This window comes from uncultured Jannaschia sp. (assembly GCF_947494055.1).
Taxonomy (GTDB): domain Bacteria; phylum Pseudomonadota; class Alphaproteobacteria; order Rhodobacterales; family Rhodobacteraceae; genus Jannaschia.
In genome coordinates, this window is the sequence record NZ_CANLTR010000018.1 from 33,694 (window position 1) to 49,767 (window position 16,074).

Here is a 16,074-nt window from a genome sequence, read left to right on the forward strand (position 1 = left end):
CGCTGTGGGAGAACGACATGAGTCTGCGGGTCCGGCTCGTCCTGATGCTCTGGCTGGTGACCGCGGTGGCGGGGCTCGCCACGCTCGTCCTTTCCGCGACCGACGCATACCGCACGGTGGCGCGCGACATGCACGGCACGCTGGCCCGGGCCGGCTACGTGCTCGAGCGGAACTACCGGATGGCGCCGCGCGCGAACGACCCGCTCCACGCCGAGCGGACCGCGATCGACCTGCTGGGCGTGATGGCGCCGGGAACCTGCCTTCGTTTCGAGCAGCGCGAGATCACGCAACGCCGTCTCTGCGCCGGCTGGCAGGTGTTCGGGCCGATCGCGCCCGCCGCGTTCCGCGAGGTGGTGACGCGGATGTTCGCCCTCCCGCCGCCCCTCGCGCGGTCCGGGTCGGCCTCGCAGGACGGGGACTTCACGCTGATCGTCACCTTCGATCCTGTCGCCGCGGCGACGCTGGCGTGGCAGCGCGTGCGGCTCGCGCTCTGGCAGACGGTGGCGATGGCGAGCGGCATCCTCGTGCTCGGAACCGTCGCGATCCTCTGGCGCCTCGGCCCGGTCGGCGGCATCGTCGCCGAGCTCGACCGCCTGGCGCGGGGGGATCTCCGCGCCCGGGTCGAGCCCGGCGGGGCGCGGGAGTTCCGGCAGATCGCGCGCGCGGTCAACCGCCTCGCCGCGCGGCTGCGCAGGGGGGCCGCAGAGAGCCGGGCGCTGACCCGCAAGCTGATCGAGGTCGAGGACGTGGAGCGCCGCCAGCTTGCCCGCGACCTGCACGACGAGTTCGGCCAGACCCTGACGGCGACCGGCGCGGTCGCCGCGTCGATCGCGTGCGCGGCGCCGCCCGACCGGCCCGACATCGCGCGTGACGCCGACGCGATCGGGGCGAACATCCGCAGCATGATGGCCTGCCTGCGGGACGCCTTCGCGCGGCTGCGTCCGCCCGACCTCCCCGAGATCGGTCTGGCGGCGAGCCTGCGCACCATGCTGTCCGGCTGGGAGACGCGGGGGGGCACGGCGCTGACGCTCGATTACCGGCTTGCCGGCGACGCGCTGCCCGACGCGGTCGCGCTGGACCTGTACCGGATCGTGCAGGAATGCGTGACGAACGCCATCCGGCACGGCAACCCCCGGCATGTCCGGGTGGCGTTCCGGCAGGTCGGCGACGCGGTCGAACTGGAGGTCGAGGACGACGGCGGCGGCCGGCTGAGTGACAGCGACGCGGGAAACGGCATCCTCGGCATCACCGAGCGGGTGGGCGCCATGGATGGCCGGCTTCACATGGACGAGACGCCGGCCGGCATCCGCGTCCGCGTCACCGTGCCGGCCCCGTCGGAAAGCCGGGCGGCATGAGCCGTCACGGCGTCATGATCGTCGACGATCACCCGGTCGTGCGGGACGGTTATCGCAGGCTCATCGAACTGCAACCCGGGCTCCGCGTCGTCGCCGAGGCCGGGGATGCGCGTGGCGCCTATGACGGGTTCCGGAATGCGCGGCCGGACGTCGTGGTGATGGACGTGACGCTGCCCGGGGCGAGCGGCATCGAGGCGATCCGTCATATCCGGCAATACGACGGCGCGGCCCGGATCGTCGTCTTCACCATGCATCAGGGCGCCGCCTTCGCGCTCAAGGCGATCGAGGCGGGCGCGGCGGGCTACGTGACCAAGAGCAGCGATCCGAAACATCTCGTCGAGGCGATCATGGGGGTTCTGGGGGGTCGCACGATCATCTCGCCCGACGTGATCGAGGCCATCGCCCGGGATCGCATCGCCGGGTCGCGGACCCGTCTTGCCGAACTCAGTCCGCGCCAGACGGAGATCCTGCGCCTTCTGGCGAGCGGCTGGCCCGAGGACCGGGTCGCCGACGCCCTTTCGGTCAGCCGGAAGACGGTGCGCAACAACCGCTACCAGATCAAGGGACTGCTCGCGCTCGAGACGGACGCGCAGATGGTCTGGTTCGCGATCGAGACCGGGCTCGTCCAGGCGCCGCGGGCGACCTGATCTTCGCCGGTCGCCGGTGTGGAGGCACGGAGGTCGGACCGTCCTGTCCTGTGTCGGGCGGGACGTGGCACTACGGCGCCCGGGACTACGATCGGGTCCGCCCGCGCCTCAGTGACCGCCACCCGCGCCAGCCTGCGCCGACGGCCGCATGAGGAGCGCGCCGAGGGCGAGGCTGGCGAAGATCGCGGTGATGATGAGGAAGATGTCGATGAACGACATCACCGTCGCCTGACCCTGCAGCCGCTGCGACATCTGCGCGAGCGCGGCGGTCGCCCCGTCGAGGCCGCGTGCCGTCAGGCCCTGCGCCATCGTGTCGAGCTGTCGCACCGCCTCGGCGTTGGTCCAGTTCACCGCCTCCGACAGACGCTCGTAATGGAGCGCGCTTCGGTCGGTGAGCAGCGTGTTGATGACCGCGAGACCGACCGCCCCGCCGAGGTTGCGGGTGAGGTTGTAGAGGCCCGAGGCGCCCTTCATCTTGTCGCGCGGCAGCGTGCCGAGCGCGAGGTTGTTGATCGGCACCATGCAGAGCATGAGCGACAGGCCCCTCAGGATCTGCGGCACCAGAAGCTCCCGGACGTCCCACTCGGCGGTCATCCCCGTCAGCATCCATGTCGAGAGCGCGAAGCCGAGGAACCCGACGAGCAGCATCACCCGCAGGTCGATCTTCGACGACAGGATGCCCGCGATCGGCGCGCCGGCGAACATGGCGAGGCCCGAGACGAAGACCGTCTCGCCGATCATCAGGCTGTCGTAGCCGCGGACCGATCCGAGATAGAGCGGGTAGAGATAGGTCAGCCCGTAGAGCCCGACGCCCATCACGAAGGAGAAGACCGACCCCACCGCGAAGTTGACGTCGCCGAAGGCCGAGAAATCCACGATCGGCTCGTCCCGGGTGAAGGCCCGCCAGAAGGTGACGACGCCGCCCGCGACCATGACCACGGCCAGCACGGCGACGGCGTGGTCGGCGAACCAGTCGTTCGACGGCCCCTCCTCGAGCACGTATTCGAGGCCGCCGAGGAACGCCGCGAGCGCCAGCAGGCCCCACCAGTCGAAGCGGTCGAAGAGCTTCCAGTTCGGGCGGTCGAAGTCGATCAGCGTCCAGGCCCCGATGGCGACGGCGATGCCGGGCACGACGTTGACGAGGAACAGCCAGTGCCAGGACAGCGCGTGGCTGAGATAGCCGCCGATCGTGGGGCCGACTGTCGGCGCGAGCGTCGCGATCAGGCCGATGAGCGGGGAGACGGTGCTGCGCCTGGCGGGCGGGAAGATGGTGAAGGCCGCGGCGAAGACCGAGGGGATCATGCCGCCGCCGAGGAAGCCCTGCAGCGCGCGCCACACGATCATCTCGCCGATCGAGCCGGAGGTGGCGCACATGAAGCTCGCCGCCGTGAACCCGCCCGCGGCGATGGTGAAGAGGACGCGCGTCGACATCATCCGGGCGAGGAACCCGGAAAGCGGGATCATCACGACCTCCGCGATCAGGTAGGAGGTCTGCACCCAGCTGATCTCGTCGGGCGAGGCGCCGAGGCCGGCCTGGATGTCGGGGAGCGAAGCGGAGACGATCTGGATGTCGAGGATCGCCATGAACATGCCGAACACCATCACCATGAAGGCGGCGACGCGGCGCGGCGTGAGTTCGGTCTCCGCGTCCTCGGCGGGCGCGGCGGCCCGGAGCCCCGATGCGGCGGCGGCGGCGGCCATCCGTCCTACTCCGCGGCGATCCGCGTGGCGTCCGGCTGGGGCGTCGTGCGGATGTCGATGGCGATCTCGGCGGAGAGGCCGGCGCGCAGCTGCCCGGTGGCGAGCGCGTCCTCGGGCAGGGCGATGCGGACGGGCACGCGCTGGACGATCTTGGTGAAGTTCCCGGTGGCGTTGTCGGCCGGCAACAGCGAGAACACCGCGCCCGTCGCCGGCGAGATCGAGGCGACCTCGCCCTCGAAGGTCTGGCCGGGCAGGGCGTCGAGGGTGAACTCGACGGACGCGCCGGGGCCGACGCCCGCGAGCTGCGTCTCCTTCAGGTTGGCCTCGATATAGAGGCTGCCGTCGGGGATGAGCGCGGCTAGCCGCGCGCCGGGCGCGACGAGGTCGCCGGGCTCCAACGTCATGTTCGCCACGATGCCGTCGGACGCGGCGCGCAGCACCGTCAGGTCGAGGTCGCGCTGCGCCTGCTCGGCGGCGAGGCGGAGCTCGTCGCGCTGCCCCTCCGCCTCGGCCCGCTCCGCGCGCAGCACGGCGACCTGCGCCTCGGCGCTGGCCACGGCGGCCTCGGCGCTGGCGACACCGGCGCGGGCCACGTCCTGCGCCTCGGTCGCGGCGTCGAGCTGGGCTTGGCTGGCGACGTCGTCGGCGGCGAGCTGGCGCACGCGCTCGAAATCTGTGTCCGCGGTGCGCTGCTGCGCGCGCGCCATGTCGAGCGCCGCCTCCGCCTGCCGCACGCCGGCCGTCGCGGCATTGATCTGCGCGTCGATGCGGGCGAGCGTCTCGCCCGCGGAGGCGACGCGACTCTCGGCCGTCGCCAGCGCGTTGCGGTAATCCCCGTCGTCGAGCCGGACGAGGACGTCGCCGGCGGAAACGTGGTCGTTCGAGCCGACCTCGACCGATGCGACGTAGCCCTGCACCCGGCTGCTCACCAGCGTCACGTCGGCGGTCACGTAGGCGTCGTCCGTGGTCTCGAGGAAGCGCCCGGTGGTCCAGTAGCCGTAGCCGAACCAGCCCGCCACGGCGAGCAGCAGCGCCGCCGCCGCAACCGCGACGAGGCGCTTGCGGGACCGCCCGGCCGGCGCCCCGGGCGGGGAGGCGGGCGTCTCCGCCGCCTGGGGTCCGGCCGCGGCGGTCTCGGGCGTGATGCGTTCGTGTCTCGACATGACGACGTTCCTGGAATCGATCGAACCATTCGGTTCGATGGGAGGTAGTCCGTGGGAACGCGTGCTTCAACCCTTTATCGAACCGACCGGTTCGATTATCTGGGGATCATCGAGGGAGGCAGCATGGACGGCAAAACGAGGGAGGAGGGGACACCGCGGGCCGCGCGTCATGCGGCCGGGCAGGACCCTGCGAAACGGCGCGCGATCCTCGCGGGCGCCAATAGCGTCTTCATGGAGAAGGGCTTCGACGCGGCGAGCGTCAACGACATCTGCCGCGCGGCAGGGGTCTCCAAGAGCACGCTCTACGTCTATTTCGCCAACAAGGAGGAGCTGTTCGAGGCGATGGTCGAGGCCGAGCGCAACCGTCTCTTCGAGGGCCTGACGGGGATCCTCGTCAGCGATCGCCCGCCCGCGGACGTGCTCGGCGCCTATGGATGCCGTCTCGCCGCGATCCTGTGCTCGGATCAGGTCGTCCGGGCGCAGCGCATCATCATCGGGATCGCCGAGCGGATGCCGGAGCTGGGCACCCGGTTCTTCGCCGGCGGGGCGATGCGCACGCAGGCCGATCTCGCCCGTTACTTCGAGCGTCAGGTCGCGGCCGGCCATCTGACCATTCCCGACCCGCCGCTCGCGGCGGCGCAGTTCGTCGAGCTCGCCACCGCCCGATTGTGGAAGCCGCGCCTCTTCGGCAAGGCCCCGGCGCCGCCAACGCACCGCGAGATCGAGGCGTCCGTGGCGGAAGCCCTCGTCCTGTTCCTCAAGGCCTACGGCCCCGATCACTGACATCGCCGGCGGGGCGTCACCCGGGGCCGCCGGAGGGCCGCGTCATGCCTCCGGGCCGGAAGACCGGCGATGGTTCAAACGATCTCCGCCGCACAGAGCGTCGTCGTCGCGACCGGCAGGAGCGACCAGAGCGACGCGACCAGACCGGTCCACCCGCCCAAGACGCTCACCCGCCGCACGAAGGGCGCGGACGCGCCGAAGCGGTCCGTGCGGAGCGTCCACAGGAGCGCGGCCTGCAGCAGGATCGTCAGGCCCCAGCCGCCGATCAGCAGGACGCGCAGCGGGGACGGGCCGCCCGCCGTGGCGTCCCATCCCTGCGCGCAGCCGAGGCCCTGCAGTCCGTAGATCGCGCTGAACGCGGCGAGCCAGAGGAGCGGGGCCGCGAGGATGCGCAGGACGTCGATCATGCCAGCAGCCCGGGAAGATGCGCGAGGACGAGGCTCGCCACCGCGACGAGCGCCGCGTAATCGGCCCAGAGGCGGACGATCCCGAACTCGGCGCGCCGCGCGGGCGAGGTGTGGCCGGCCCGCACCCGCATCGCGAGCAGGCCGACCATCAGCGCCAGCAGCGCCGCATGGAACAGCGCGTAGCCGCCCATCACCGTGAGCGTGGCGTCGTAGGCGTGGCCGGCCGGCGCCGGGACGCGCCAGAGGAACGCGACGAGCGCGCCGAGCAGGGCCAGCGTTCCCGCGGCGGCGAGGAGGAGGCCCGGCAGGGGCCGGCCGCCGCGATTGCCGCGGATCGCCACGCGCAGCCCGGTCGCCGCGACCGCCGCGCCGCCCGTGCCGAGGGCGAGCTCCGCCAGGGAGGCGGGAAGCCAGGCCGGGGGCGGCCATCCCGGCGCGACGGTCCACAGGAACGCGTAGCCGAAGAGGAGCGAGCCGTAGAGGGTCGCGTTCGCCGTGAGCAGGAAGACCGAGCCCCACCAGCCGGGCGAGCGGTCGGTCTCGCCGGCGAGGGGCAGGGAGAGGCCGTGCCCGGCCTCCTGCGGGCCGGCATCCGCGCGCGTGCCGAGTTGCCAGACCCAGAGACAGGCGAGCGCCGCGACGCCGGCGAGTGCCAGCGGCGTGATCCAGTAGACCTTGACGAGGAGCGACAGGAAGAAGAGCCCCGTCACCGCCGCCATGACGACGGGCAGCGCGGTGTTCGGCGGGAAGATCACCATGTAGTCGGGCCGGCCGCTGGCGATGTCGACGGTCAGCGTCTCGCGCCGGTCCTGCGCGGGCGATCCGAGATAGCCCTCGCCGCGCGCCAGCCGCAGGGCGAGATCCGGGTCCGTCGACAGCGGGTCGCGGTCCCCGACGCGGGGCAGGCTGGCGAAGTTGTAGGCCGGGGCGGGCAGGAGCATCGCCCATTCGAGCGTGCCGGCCCGCCAGGGGTTGCGGGACGTGCGGATCGCGATGGCCGCGTGCAGCACGACGTCGATCAGCACCAGCACCAGACCGATCGCCATGACGAAGCCGCTGATCGTGGAGACGAGGTTGATCGCGCTCCACCCGGTCTCCGCGTCGTAGGTCTCGATCCGGCGGCGCTGGCCCATCAGGCCGACCCAGTGCATCGCGAGGAAGGTGCCGTGGAAGCCCACGAAGATCAGGCCGAACGCGACCTCGCCCAGCTTGAAGAAGCGCCGCCGCCCGCTGAAATGCGGCAGCCAGTAATAGATGCCGGCCAGGACCGGAAAGACGAAGCCGCCGAACAGCACGTAGTGCAGGTGCGCGGTGACGAAGGCGGTGTCGTGGGCCTGCCAGTCGAAGGGCACGACGGCGACCATGACGCCGGTCAGCCCGCCCATCACGAAGGTCGCGAAGAAGCCCAGGATGTGCAGCATCGGCAGGCGGAGCTCGGGCCGGCCCTTCCAGAGCGTCCCGATCCAGGCGAAGATCTGCACCGCCGTCGGCACCGCCACCAGCGTCGAGGCCGCCGAGAAGAAGGCCAGCCCCATATGCGGGATGCCGGTGGTGAACATGTGGTGGACCCAGAGGCCGAAGCTCAGGAACGCGAGCGCCACGGCCGCGGCGACCACCCAGCCGTAGCCCAGAAGCGTGGTGCGGGCCATGACCGGCAGCACCGTCGAAACGATACCCGCCGCCGGCAGGAAGATGATGTAGACCTCGGGATGGCCGAAGAGCCAGAACAGGTGCTGCCAGAGGAGCGCGTCGCCGCCGAGCGCCACCTGGAAGAACGGCATGCCGAAGGCGCGCTCGAGCTCGAGCAGGATCGAGCCGAGGATGAGCGGCGGGAACCCGGTCAGGATCATCAGCGAGGTGACGAGCGCGTACCATGCGAAGATCGGCATCTTGTCGAGCGACATGCCCGGCGCGCGGTAGCGCAGGATCGAGACGGTGAACTCGACCGCCGCCGCGATGGCCGAGATCTCCACGAAGGTGATGCCGATGAGCCAGAAATCGGTGTTGATCCCCGGCGAATAGATGACGCTCGACAGGGGCGGATACATGAACCACCCGCTGTTCGGCGCGATCCCGAAGAGGAGCGAGACCAGCATCATCGACCCGCCGAACGCGTAGCACCAGTAGCCGTAGGCGGTGAGGCGCGGGAAGGCGAGGTCGCGGGTCCCGAGCAGCTTGGGCAGCAGATAGACCGCGAGCCCCTCGAAGGCGGGGATCGCGAACAGGAACATCATGATCGTTCCGTGCATCGTGAAGAGCTGGCTGTAGGTCTCCGCGCCCACGAAGGCCGAGTTCGCGGTGGCGAGCTGCGCCCGGATGAGCATGGCGAGCACGCCACCTACGGCGAAGTGGAAGAACGCGGTGCACAGGAACATCCGGCCCAGATCGGTGTGGTTCACCGTCGTGAACCAGCCGCGCCAGCCCGGATCGGAGGCCCAGATCCGCGTCAGTCGGCGGTGGCGTGCGAGCGTGTTCATGGGCGCTCCCCGCGCAGAAAGGCGTCCCAGGCCGCCGCGTCGTGGGCGTGGACCTCGAAGCGGTGACCGGCATAGCCCACGCCGCTGTATTCGGCGCTCAGGCCGGCATAGACGCCCGGGCGGTCGGCCTCCAGCCGGAGCACGTTCACATGACCCGGGATCGCGTCGAGCTTGCCGGCGAGCCGTGGCACCCAGAAGCTGTGGATCACGTCGCGCGTGGTCACGGCCACGTCCACCGGCCGGCCGGCGGGGATGTGCAGCACGCCCTCGGTCACGCGACCGTCGGCATCCGCGTAGCCGAAGGACCAGCTCCACCGTTCGCCCGCGGCCGAGACGCGCACGACGTCCGCGCCGGCCCGCGGCAGCAGACGCTCGCCCACCCAGAGCCCGTAGGCCAGCAGCGCAGCCAGGATCGAGAGCGGGAAGGCGAGGCCGAGCCCGTGGATCCACAGCCGCTCCTGCCGCGCCTCGTCGGTCGCGCCGCGCGGGCGGAAGGCGGCCCAGAGGAGCCCCGCCACGAGAACGCAGATCAGCCCCGACCCCGCCAGCATCACCCACCAGAGCGTCGCGATCGTCTGCGCGGCGGGCCCCGCCGGAGCGACGACGGAAAGCGCGTCGTTGCAACCCGCCAGTGCGACCGGCATTGATCCGAAGACGCATCCGCGCAGGAGACGCCGCCCATGCCCGAGCAGGTCCAGAACGCCGACGAGACGCTGATCGACCCGATCACCAGCCATCCCGGCTGGGATCAGACCGAGTCGAAGATCTCCATCCACGGACATCCGATCCACGCGATGACCGTCTCCTTCCCGGTCGCGCTGACCTTCTGCACCTTCGGGGCGGACCTGCTCTACTGGTGGACGGGCGATGCGTTCTGGGCGCGGGCCGGCATCTGGGCGGCGGGGACGGGGTTCCTGTTCGGGATGCTGGCCGGCTTCTCCGGGACGATGGAGCTTCTGTTCGTGTCGGGCATCCGGGCCCGCGCGGCGGCCTGGACGCATTTCATCATCGCGGTCCTGCTGCTGGCGCTTCTGGGCACGAACTGGGGCTATCGGCTCTACGGCTACGAGACGGCGGTGCTGCCCTACGGGCTGCTCCTGTCGAGCGTCTGCGTGCTCGTGGTGGCGGTCACCGGATGGCATGGCGGCAAGCTCGTCTTCGACTATCGGCTGGGAACTTCGAAGGGCAGCGACTGATCCATCGGGGTCGTCAGCCAGCCGGGGAAGCGGACCTGCCCGAAATCCGGTTTCGCCGTGACGAGGCCGATCACCGCGAGGATCGGGACCATCACCCCGAACGTCAGCGGCAACGGGTTCGGCGGGCGATGAGTGCCGGACGTCTCGGCCACGCGGACCAGGATGTTGCCGAGCCAGGCATGGAACGCGACCATCGCCCCGACGAAGACGAGCTTGAGGAACAGCCACGGCACGAACACCTCGCGCAGGAAGATGAGCCAGGTGCCCGAGATGACGGCGATCACGGCCGCGGGCGTCATCAGGAGCGTGAAGGTGAGATGGGTCGAGCGGCGGACGCGCGTGTAATCCGCCTGCGCGATGGCCGGGTCGTGCAGCGCCAGCATCAGCGGCAGCGCGATCAGCGCCGCGCACCAGAGGGACAAGGCGGTGATGTGCAGCGCCTTCAGATGCGGCACGAGGACGGAGAGCGTCTCGATCATGCCGGCGCCTGCCGGAGCGCGGTCCAGCCGCGCCGCGCCACGAGGAACGCCACGACCGCGTAGGGCAGGCCCGCCGGGACCCACATCAGGAGCCCGCCGAGCTGCTGATCGCCCAGCGGGGTGAGGCCCCAGGCGAAGGGAGCGAGCAGATGCGCCTCGTAGAGCGGCCGGGGCGCGAAGGTCAGGATCGCGCCGAGCATCCCCATCTGCGCGAAGCCCGCCACGATCAGCGTCATCGCCTCCACCGGGGCACGCCCGGATGCGAGGACGGCGCGCCAGAACCAGATCGCGGTGCCCAGAAGCGTCAGCTGCATCAGCCAGTAGATGCCCACATGCGAGAGCGCGAGGTCGTAGGCGGCGGGCCAGTGCCAGGCCCAGAGCGCGCCGCTCGACACGGCGAGGGCCAATGCGGGGGCGCCCGTCGCCCGCGGCCCCGTGGTCCGGGCGAGGAGCGGTGCGGCGACGGCCACGAGCAGGACGTGATGCACCACCCGGGCGGAGAAGAGCGCCGAGGACAGCGCGCAGAGCGGCGAGACGAAGGCGACGAAAAGAACGGCCACGGCCAGGCGCCCCGAAACCGACCGGCGAACGGCCACCAGAAGAAGCGCGAGGGCGGCGAGCAGGACGGGGTCGAGGTTCCAGCGCGTCCAGAGCTCCGCCGGCACCGGCGCTGCGCCGCAATAGATTTGGTTCATAACGTGTCCGTCGTACACTCGGGGGCTGTATGAGAAGGCACCGATCCCGCCGCGAGGTCCATTCCATTCTTTGCGATCGGGGCATGAAATGAAGCGTCGCGGCCTTCCGACGGCCCAATTCGACGCCCGACAGGCTTGGAACCCCACGCTTCCCGGCCGCGCGAGGGGTGGACGGCCCCGCCAGACCGGGCCCTCTTCTCTTCGGTCTCGTGCATCCGGACGCCGTTGCAGGACGTGTCGGGGGCGGAACAGCGCGCGGACGAGTTCGCCGGGCCGAATGCCGGGTCGGCGACTTCGACATGGACAGCGGCGCGAGATACTGCGAATCTGTCCCTCATGAATATTTCACGCACCCCGAGCCTGTCATGCGTCTGATCCGGCTCCTCCCGATCGCAGCCTGCGCTTCGCTGGCAAGCCTCGCCATCTGGGCGCTGAACCATGCGACGGCGCCTGCTGGCACGTCGACGCCAATGTTGTCCGGGTACGTCGCGGCGGCGGCGGCGGATCAGCCGCCATATCTTCCGGGGGCGCGGGCCTGTCTCGCAGAGGCCGTCTATTTCGAGACCCAGGGCACGTCGCTCAAGGCTGGCCAGGCGGTCGCGCATGTCGTGCTCAATCGTCGGGAGCACGACGAGTTTCCGCAAAGCGTCTGTGCCGTGGTGGGAGACGGTTGCCAGTTCTCCTATCAGTGCGACGGGAAGCCCGAGCGGATGGCCGATCCCGAGGAACGCGACAGGGCGTTCCGTGCGGCCGAGACGGTGCTCGAGGGGCAGGTCACGGACCCGACCGACGGCGCGCTCTACTTCCGGGCCGAGGATGCTGCGGCCGTGGACTGGTTCGAAACGCTGGACCGGACCGTGGAGATCGGCGGCAACATCTTCTACCGCTGAGTTTCCGGGTCTTCGACCCGAATGCAGGGCGGTTTGCAGCGCGGACGTTGCGACCCGACCGTCCGTCCGCGCCGGCTGTTCCGATGGCGTAGGTTCTTACATCCGGTAGCGCCCGCAACGGGCGCCTTGGTCTGCTCCGCTCTCAGGCTCGGCGTCGGCGGTCTGCAGGTCGCTTCCGTTCCGACGTCGCGGCGTGGTCAGAGCGTTCGGCCGTCCTCGGCGAAGACGTGGATATTCGCGGGGTCGAACCAGATTTCGATTTCGCGGGGCACGTCGTGCTGCCCGTTGACGGCGATGATGAGGCGCTGCTTTCCCGGCGTCTGCGCGTAGACGAGGGTCTGGCCCCCGAGGCTTTCCTGCAGGTTCGTGTGGATATCGGTCATCGTCTGCATCCCCGGCCGCGGGTCGAGGCGCATGTGCTCGGGGCGCAGGCCGATCGTCGTGGTCGACCCCTCGGTCAGACCGGGCACGGGCCGGGGGAGCGTCACCGTCTGGCCGTCGATGTCCAGGATCGGACGATCGCCGTCCCGGCCCGTGACCCGCGCGGTCAGGAAGTTCATGTGCGGCGAGCCGATGAAGCCCGCGACGAAGCGGTTGGCCGGCCTGTTGTAGAGGTCGAGCGGCGCGCCGACCTGCATGATGTGGCCGTCCTTCAGCACCACGATCTTGTCGGCCATCGTCATCGCCTCGACCTGATCGTGGGTGACGTAGATCATCGTGTTGCCGAGGTCGCGGTGCAGCTCCGCGATCTCGACCCGCATCTGCACCCGCAGCTCCGCGTCGAGGTTCGAGAGCGGCTCGTCGAACAGGAACACCTTGGGCTCACGCACGATGGCCCGCCCGATCGCCACGCGCTGTCGCTGGCCGCCCGAGAGCTGCTTCGGCTTGCGGTCGAGGAGCGGGGTGATCTGCAGGATGTTCGCCGCGTGCTCGACCTTCCGGCGGATCGTATCCTTCGCGGCGCCGGCCGTCTCCAGCCCGAAGGCGAGGTTCTTGTAGACCGACATGTGCGGGTAGAGCGCGTAGGACTGGAACACCATCGCCATGCCGCGCTCGGAGGCGGCGACGTCGTTCACGCGCCGCCCGTCGAGGAGGAGGTCGCCGCCCGAGATCGGTTCCAGCCCCGCGATCATCCGCAGGAGCGTGGACTTGCCGCAGCCGGAGGGGCCGACGAAGACCACGAACTCGCCGGGTTCGATCTGCAGGTCGATGCCGTGGATGACCTCGGCCGCCCCGTAGCGCTTGACGAAGTTCTGCAGTGCGATGGACGTTGCCTGACTCATGCCGCATTCCCTCGCGCCTGTTGCGGCCAGCCCGCCCGGCCCGGATCGGCGTCGGGCAGGGGCAGGGTGACCTCGCGGCCCGTCTCGGCCGACATGTAGAAGGCGGTCAGCAGCGCGATGGCGTCGCGCGCATCCGCGACCGAGACGGGCGGCGGCGCGCCGGTCTCGAGCGCGTGGTGGAAGGCGCGCATCTGGCCGGTGAAGCGGTTGCCGGGATCGGGCAGCGACGCGACGAGCGCGCCGATCTTCGCCCGGATCTCCGGGTCGCGGATGGTCATCTTCCAGGGCCCCTTGCCGACCGCGTAGGGCTCCCGCGTGGATTCGAAGGTGACGTTCTCGAAGGCGAGGAACAGGCGGGAATACTCGTCCTGGCTCGCCACGTTCGCGGTGAGCGCGCCGAGCGCGCCGGAGGCGAAACGCAGCGAGGCGGTGGCCGTGTCCTCGGTCTCGATGTCGTGGGCGCGGGTCGTCAGACGCCCGAACACCGCTTCCACCGGCCCCATCAGCCAGGTCATCATGTCGTGGATGTGGATGGCATGCGTGGTCATCGTGCCGCCGAGTTCGGTCTTCCACGTTCCCCGCCAGGGAATCGCGTAGTAGTCGGCGTCGCGGAACCAGAAGGTTTCCGCCGTCGCGGCGAGCGGCTTGCCGGCGAGGCCCGCATCCACGATGGCCCGCGCGGTCATCGCGCCGGCGCCGTAGCGGTACTGGAAGATCGGCATCAGGTGGCCGGGCGACCGCGCCTCCGCCTCCGCCATCGCGTCGATGTCGCGGAGCGAGCCGGCGAGCGGCTTCTCGCAGATGACGTGCTTGCCCGCGTCCAGTGCGGCCAGCACCTGCGGCAGGTGCAGCGCCGGCGGCGTGCAGATGTCGACGATGTCGATGTCGTCGCGCGCGAGAAGGGCGTCGAAATCCTTCGTCCCCTCCACCCCGTAGGCCGCGCGGGCGGCGTCGAGCCGCGTGTCGTCGAGGTCGCAGACGGCGGCGAGCTCGAACTGGTCGGGCAGCGCGGCCCATGCCTCGTCGATATGGCCGCGGCCCACGCCGAGGCCGATGGTTGCGACGCGATAGGTGCTCATGCCCGGAACTCCGCGATTTCCCGCGCGTCGCGCGCAGGTTGCTTGTTGTTGATGGCCGCCCCCGGGGCGGTCTCTCCGCGACCGGTCATTTCATCCCCGTCGTCGCGATGCCCTCGATCAGCAGGCGCTGGAAGAAGACGAAGAACAGGAAGACCGGCAGCAGCGACAGGATCGACATCGCGAACAGCGCCGACCAGTTCGAGGTGCCCGTCGAGTCGATGAAGCTGCGAAGGCCCAGCTGCACCGTGTACTGGCTCATCTCGTTAAGATAGATGAGCGGTCCGAAGAAGTCGTCCCAGGTCCACAGGAAGGTGAAGATCGCCGCCGTCGCCAGAACCGGCATGGAGAGCGGCAGGATGATCTTCCAGTAGATGCGGAACGGCGAGCAGCCATCCATGCGCGCCGCCTCGTCGAGCTCGCGCGGGATGCCGCGGAAGAACTGCACCATCAGGAAGATGAAGAACGCGTCCGTGGCGAGGAACTTCGGCACCACGAGCGGCAGGATGGTGTTCACCCAGCCCATGTTCAGGAACAGCACGTATTGGGGGATCAGCGTGACGTGGTAGGGCAGCATCAGCGTGCCCAGCATCAGCGCGAACCAGAAGTTCCGCATCGGGAAGGCGAGCCGTGCGAAGGCGAAGGCCGCGAGCGAGCAGGCGATCACGTTGCCCACGACCGACAGGATCGAGATGACGAGGCTGTTCCAGAAGAACTGTCCGAAGGAGACGCGGAGCGCGAACCAGCCCTCGGGATAGGCCTCGATGCGGACCTGCGAGGGCAGGAGCGAGGTGGAGTTGAAGATCTCCTGCGACGGGCGGAACGAGGCCGAGAGCATCCACAGGATCGGATAGAGCATCAGGAACGAGATGCCGACGAGGACGAGGTGGATGAGCACCGATTGCCAGACCGGCCGTCCGGGCGCTCGGGGCTCCTCCATGGGCGTGAGCGCGGCGTCAGTCATCGTAATGCACCCAATACCGAGCGGTCAGGAACGAGAAGGCGGTGAAGAAGGCGATGATGACGAGCAGGATCCAGGCCAGCGCCGAGGCATAGCCCATCCGGAAGTATCCGAACGCCTCCTGATAGAGATAGAGCGTGTAGAACAGCGTCGCATCGATCGGCCCGCCGGTGCCGCCGGAGATGATGAAGGCGGGGGTGAAGGCCTTGAACGCCTCGATCGTCTGCACGACCGCGTTGAAGAAGATCACCGGCGTCAGGAGCGGCAACGTGATGCGCCAGAACTGCCGGACCTTGGAGGCGCCGTCCATCTCCGCCGCCTCGTAGATGTCGCCCGGGATCTGGCGCAGGCCGGCGAGGAAGATGATCATCGGGCTGCCGAACTGCCAGATCGCCAGGATGACGAGCGTGTAGAGCGCCGTGTCGGGCGTCGAGATCCAGGACGGCCCGTCGATGCCGAACTGCCCCAGAATGCCGTTCACCAGCCCGTCGCCCGAAAAGAGCTGCCGCCACAGGATCGCGATGGCGACCGAGGTGCCCAGAAGCGAGGGCAGGTAGAAGATCGCGCGGTAGAGCGTCAGGCCCTTCAGCCCGCGGTTCAGCATGACCGCGATGCCGAGCGCGAAGGCGAGCTTCAGCGGCACCGACAGCAGCACGAAGGTCAGCGTCACCCGGACCGAGGCCGCGAATTTGGGGTCGTTGGTCGCGATCCGGGTGTAGTTGTCGAGACCCGTCCAGCGCGGGGCGCCGATCAGGTCGTAATCGGTGAAGCTCAGGTAGAGCGAATAGAGCGCCGGCCCCAGCGTGAGGACGAGGAAGCCCGCGAGCCACGGAAACAGGAATACGTAGGCCGCGCCCGCCGGCCCGATGCCGCGCACGAGCCGCTGTCGCAGCGTCGGGCGGACATTGGGCACGGGGCCGAGCCCGGACATGACGTCCGAGGTCTGTGGCATGGGATCGCT

At 69.9% G+C, this 16,074-nt stretch carries 16 protein-coding genes; 5 read left to right on the forward strand and 11 right to left on the reverse strand.

Annotated elements, in window-relative coordinates:
* The first annotated feature begins 17 nt into the window (after nt 1-17).
* On the forward strand, nt 18-1,355 hold the full coding sequence (locus Q1A87_RS14325) for a sensor histidine kinase (protein WP_299652504.1): 1,338 nt from the start codon (nt 18-20) through the stop codon (nt 1,353-1,355).
* Nucleotides 1,352-2,002 (forward strand): response regulator transcription factor, encoded by a 651-nt coding sequence (locus tag Q1A87_RS14330; protein WP_299652506.1) that lies wholly within the window; start codon nt 1,352-1,354, stop codon nt 2,000-2,002. Before Q1A87_RS14325 ends, Q1A87_RS14330 begins: the two co-directional genes overlap by 4 nt.
* A gap of 108 nt (nt 2,003-2,110) precedes the next feature.
* Here Q1A87_RS14330 and Q1A87_RS14335 read toward each other — a convergent pair whose 3' ends face one another.
* Nucleotides 2,111-3,703: a DHA2 family efflux MFS transporter permease subunit gene (locus Q1A87_RS14335; protein ID WP_299652508.1), complete on the reverse strand. Its 1,593-nt coding sequence runs from the start codon at nt 3,701-3,703 to the stop codon at nt 2,111-2,113.
* A gap of 5 nt (nt 3,704-3,708) precedes the next feature.
* The gene (locus tag Q1A87_RS14340) at nt 3,709-4,866 is read right to left on the reverse strand and encodes an HlyD family secretion protein (RefSeq protein ID WP_299652510.1); all 1,158 of its coding nucleotides are present in this window, start codon (nt 4,864-4,866) and stop codon (nt 3,709-3,711) included.
* A 123-nt stretch (nt 4,867-4,989) separates the two neighbouring features.
* Between Q1A87_RS14340 and Q1A87_RS14345 the strand changes: the two genes are divergently transcribed.
* A complete protein-coding gene (locus tag Q1A87_RS14345) occupies nt 4,990-5,649 on the forward strand; it encodes a TetR/AcrR family transcriptional regulator (RefSeq protein WP_299652512.1) in 660 nt (219 codons plus the stop codon).
* Between the two features lie 74 nt (nt 5,650-5,723).
* Here Q1A87_RS14345 and Q1A87_RS14350 read toward each other — a convergent pair whose 3' ends face one another.
* The 3 genes from Q1A87_RS14350 to Q1A87_RS14360 are packed head-to-tail and all read right to left on the reverse strand — an operon-like array spanning nt 5,724 to nt 9,177.
* Nucleotides 5,724-6,056: a hypothetical protein gene (locus Q1A87_RS14350; protein WP_299652514.1), complete on the reverse strand. Its 333-nt coding sequence runs from the start codon at nt 6,054-6,056 to the stop codon at nt 5,724-5,726.
* On the reverse strand, nt 6,053-8,533 hold the full coding sequence (gene ctaD, locus Q1A87_RS14355; protein ID WP_299652516.1) for a cytochrome c oxidase subunit I: 2,481 nt from the start codon (nt 8,531-8,533) through the stop codon (nt 6,053-6,055). The genes Q1A87_RS14350 and ctaD overlap by 4 nt, the downstream gene beginning before the upstream one ends.
* A complete protein-coding gene (locus Q1A87_RS14360) occupies nt 8,530-9,177 on the reverse strand; it encodes a cytochrome B (protein ID WP_299652518.1) in 648 nt (215 codons plus the stop codon). Before Q1A87_RS14360 ends, ctaD begins: the two co-directional genes overlap by 4 nt.
* Nucleotides 9,178-9,213: 36 nt before the next feature.
* Here Q1A87_RS14360 and Q1A87_RS14365 point away from each other — a divergent pair, with 36 nt between their 5' ends.
* On the forward strand, nt 9,214-9,729 hold the full coding sequence (locus tag Q1A87_RS14365; RefSeq protein WP_299652520.1) for a DUF2231 domain-containing protein: 516 nt from the start codon (nt 9,214-9,216) through the stop codon (nt 9,727-9,729).
* Here the strand turns inward: Q1A87_RS14365 and Q1A87_RS14370 are convergent.
* Together Q1A87_RS14370 and Q1A87_RS14375 are read right to left on the reverse strand one after the other, a co-directional pair.
* Nucleotides 9,696-10,208 carry a CopD family protein gene (locus Q1A87_RS14370; RefSeq protein ID WP_299652522.1) on the reverse strand — a complete coding sequence of 171 codons (513 nt, stop codon included), beginning with the start codon at nt 10,206-10,208 and terminating at the stop codon, nt 9,696-9,698. The two genes, Q1A87_RS14365 and Q1A87_RS14370, sit on opposite strands and share 34 nt — an antisense overlap.
* Nucleotides 10,205-10,903, reverse strand: a complete 699-nt coding sequence (locus Q1A87_RS14375; RefSeq protein ID WP_299652524.1) for a cytochrome c oxidase assembly protein — start codon at nt 10,901-10,903, stop codon at nt 10,205-10,207. The genes Q1A87_RS14370 and Q1A87_RS14375 overlap by 4 nt, the downstream gene beginning before the upstream one ends.
* A 365-nt stretch (nt 10,904-11,268) precedes the next feature.
* Between Q1A87_RS14375 and Q1A87_RS14380 the strand changes: the two genes are divergently transcribed.
* Complete coding sequence (locus Q1A87_RS14380) at nt 11,269-11,793, forward strand: cell wall hydrolase (protein ID WP_299652526.1); 525 nt, start codon at nt 11,269-11,271, stop codon at nt 11,791-11,793.
* A gap of 197 nt (nt 11,794-11,990) precedes the next feature.
* Here the strand turns inward: Q1A87_RS14380 and ugpC are convergent, their stop codons facing one another.
* The 4 genes from ugpC to Q1A87_RS14400 form a co-directional block, all read right to left on the reverse strand.
* Nucleotides 11,991-13,076, reverse strand: coding sequence for a sn-glycerol-3-phosphate ABC transporter ATP-binding protein UgpC (ugpC, locus tag Q1A87_RS14385; RefSeq protein ID WP_299652528.1), 1,086 nt, complete (start codon nt 13,074-13,076; stop codon nt 11,991-11,993).
* On the reverse strand, nt 13,073-14,155 hold the full coding sequence (locus tag Q1A87_RS14390; protein ID WP_299652530.1) for a Gfo/Idh/MocA family oxidoreductase: 1,083 nt from the start codon (nt 14,153-14,155) through the stop codon (nt 13,073-13,075). Before Q1A87_RS14390 ends, ugpC begins: the two co-directional genes overlap by 4 nt.
* A gap of 85 nt (nt 14,156-14,240) precedes the next feature.
* Complete coding sequence (locus Q1A87_RS14395) at nt 14,241-15,116, reverse strand: carbohydrate ABC transporter permease (protein ID WP_299652532.1); 876 nt, start codon at nt 15,114-15,116, stop codon at nt 14,241-14,243.
* The gene (locus Q1A87_RS14400; RefSeq protein WP_299652534.1) at nt 15,109-16,065 is read right to left on the reverse strand and encodes a sugar ABC transporter permease; all 957 of its coding nucleotides are present in this window, start codon (nt 16,063-16,065) and stop codon (nt 15,109-15,111) included. Before Q1A87_RS14400 ends, Q1A87_RS14395 begins: the two co-directional genes overlap by 8 nt.
* Between the last annotated feature and the right edge of the window lie 9 nt (nt 16,066-16,074).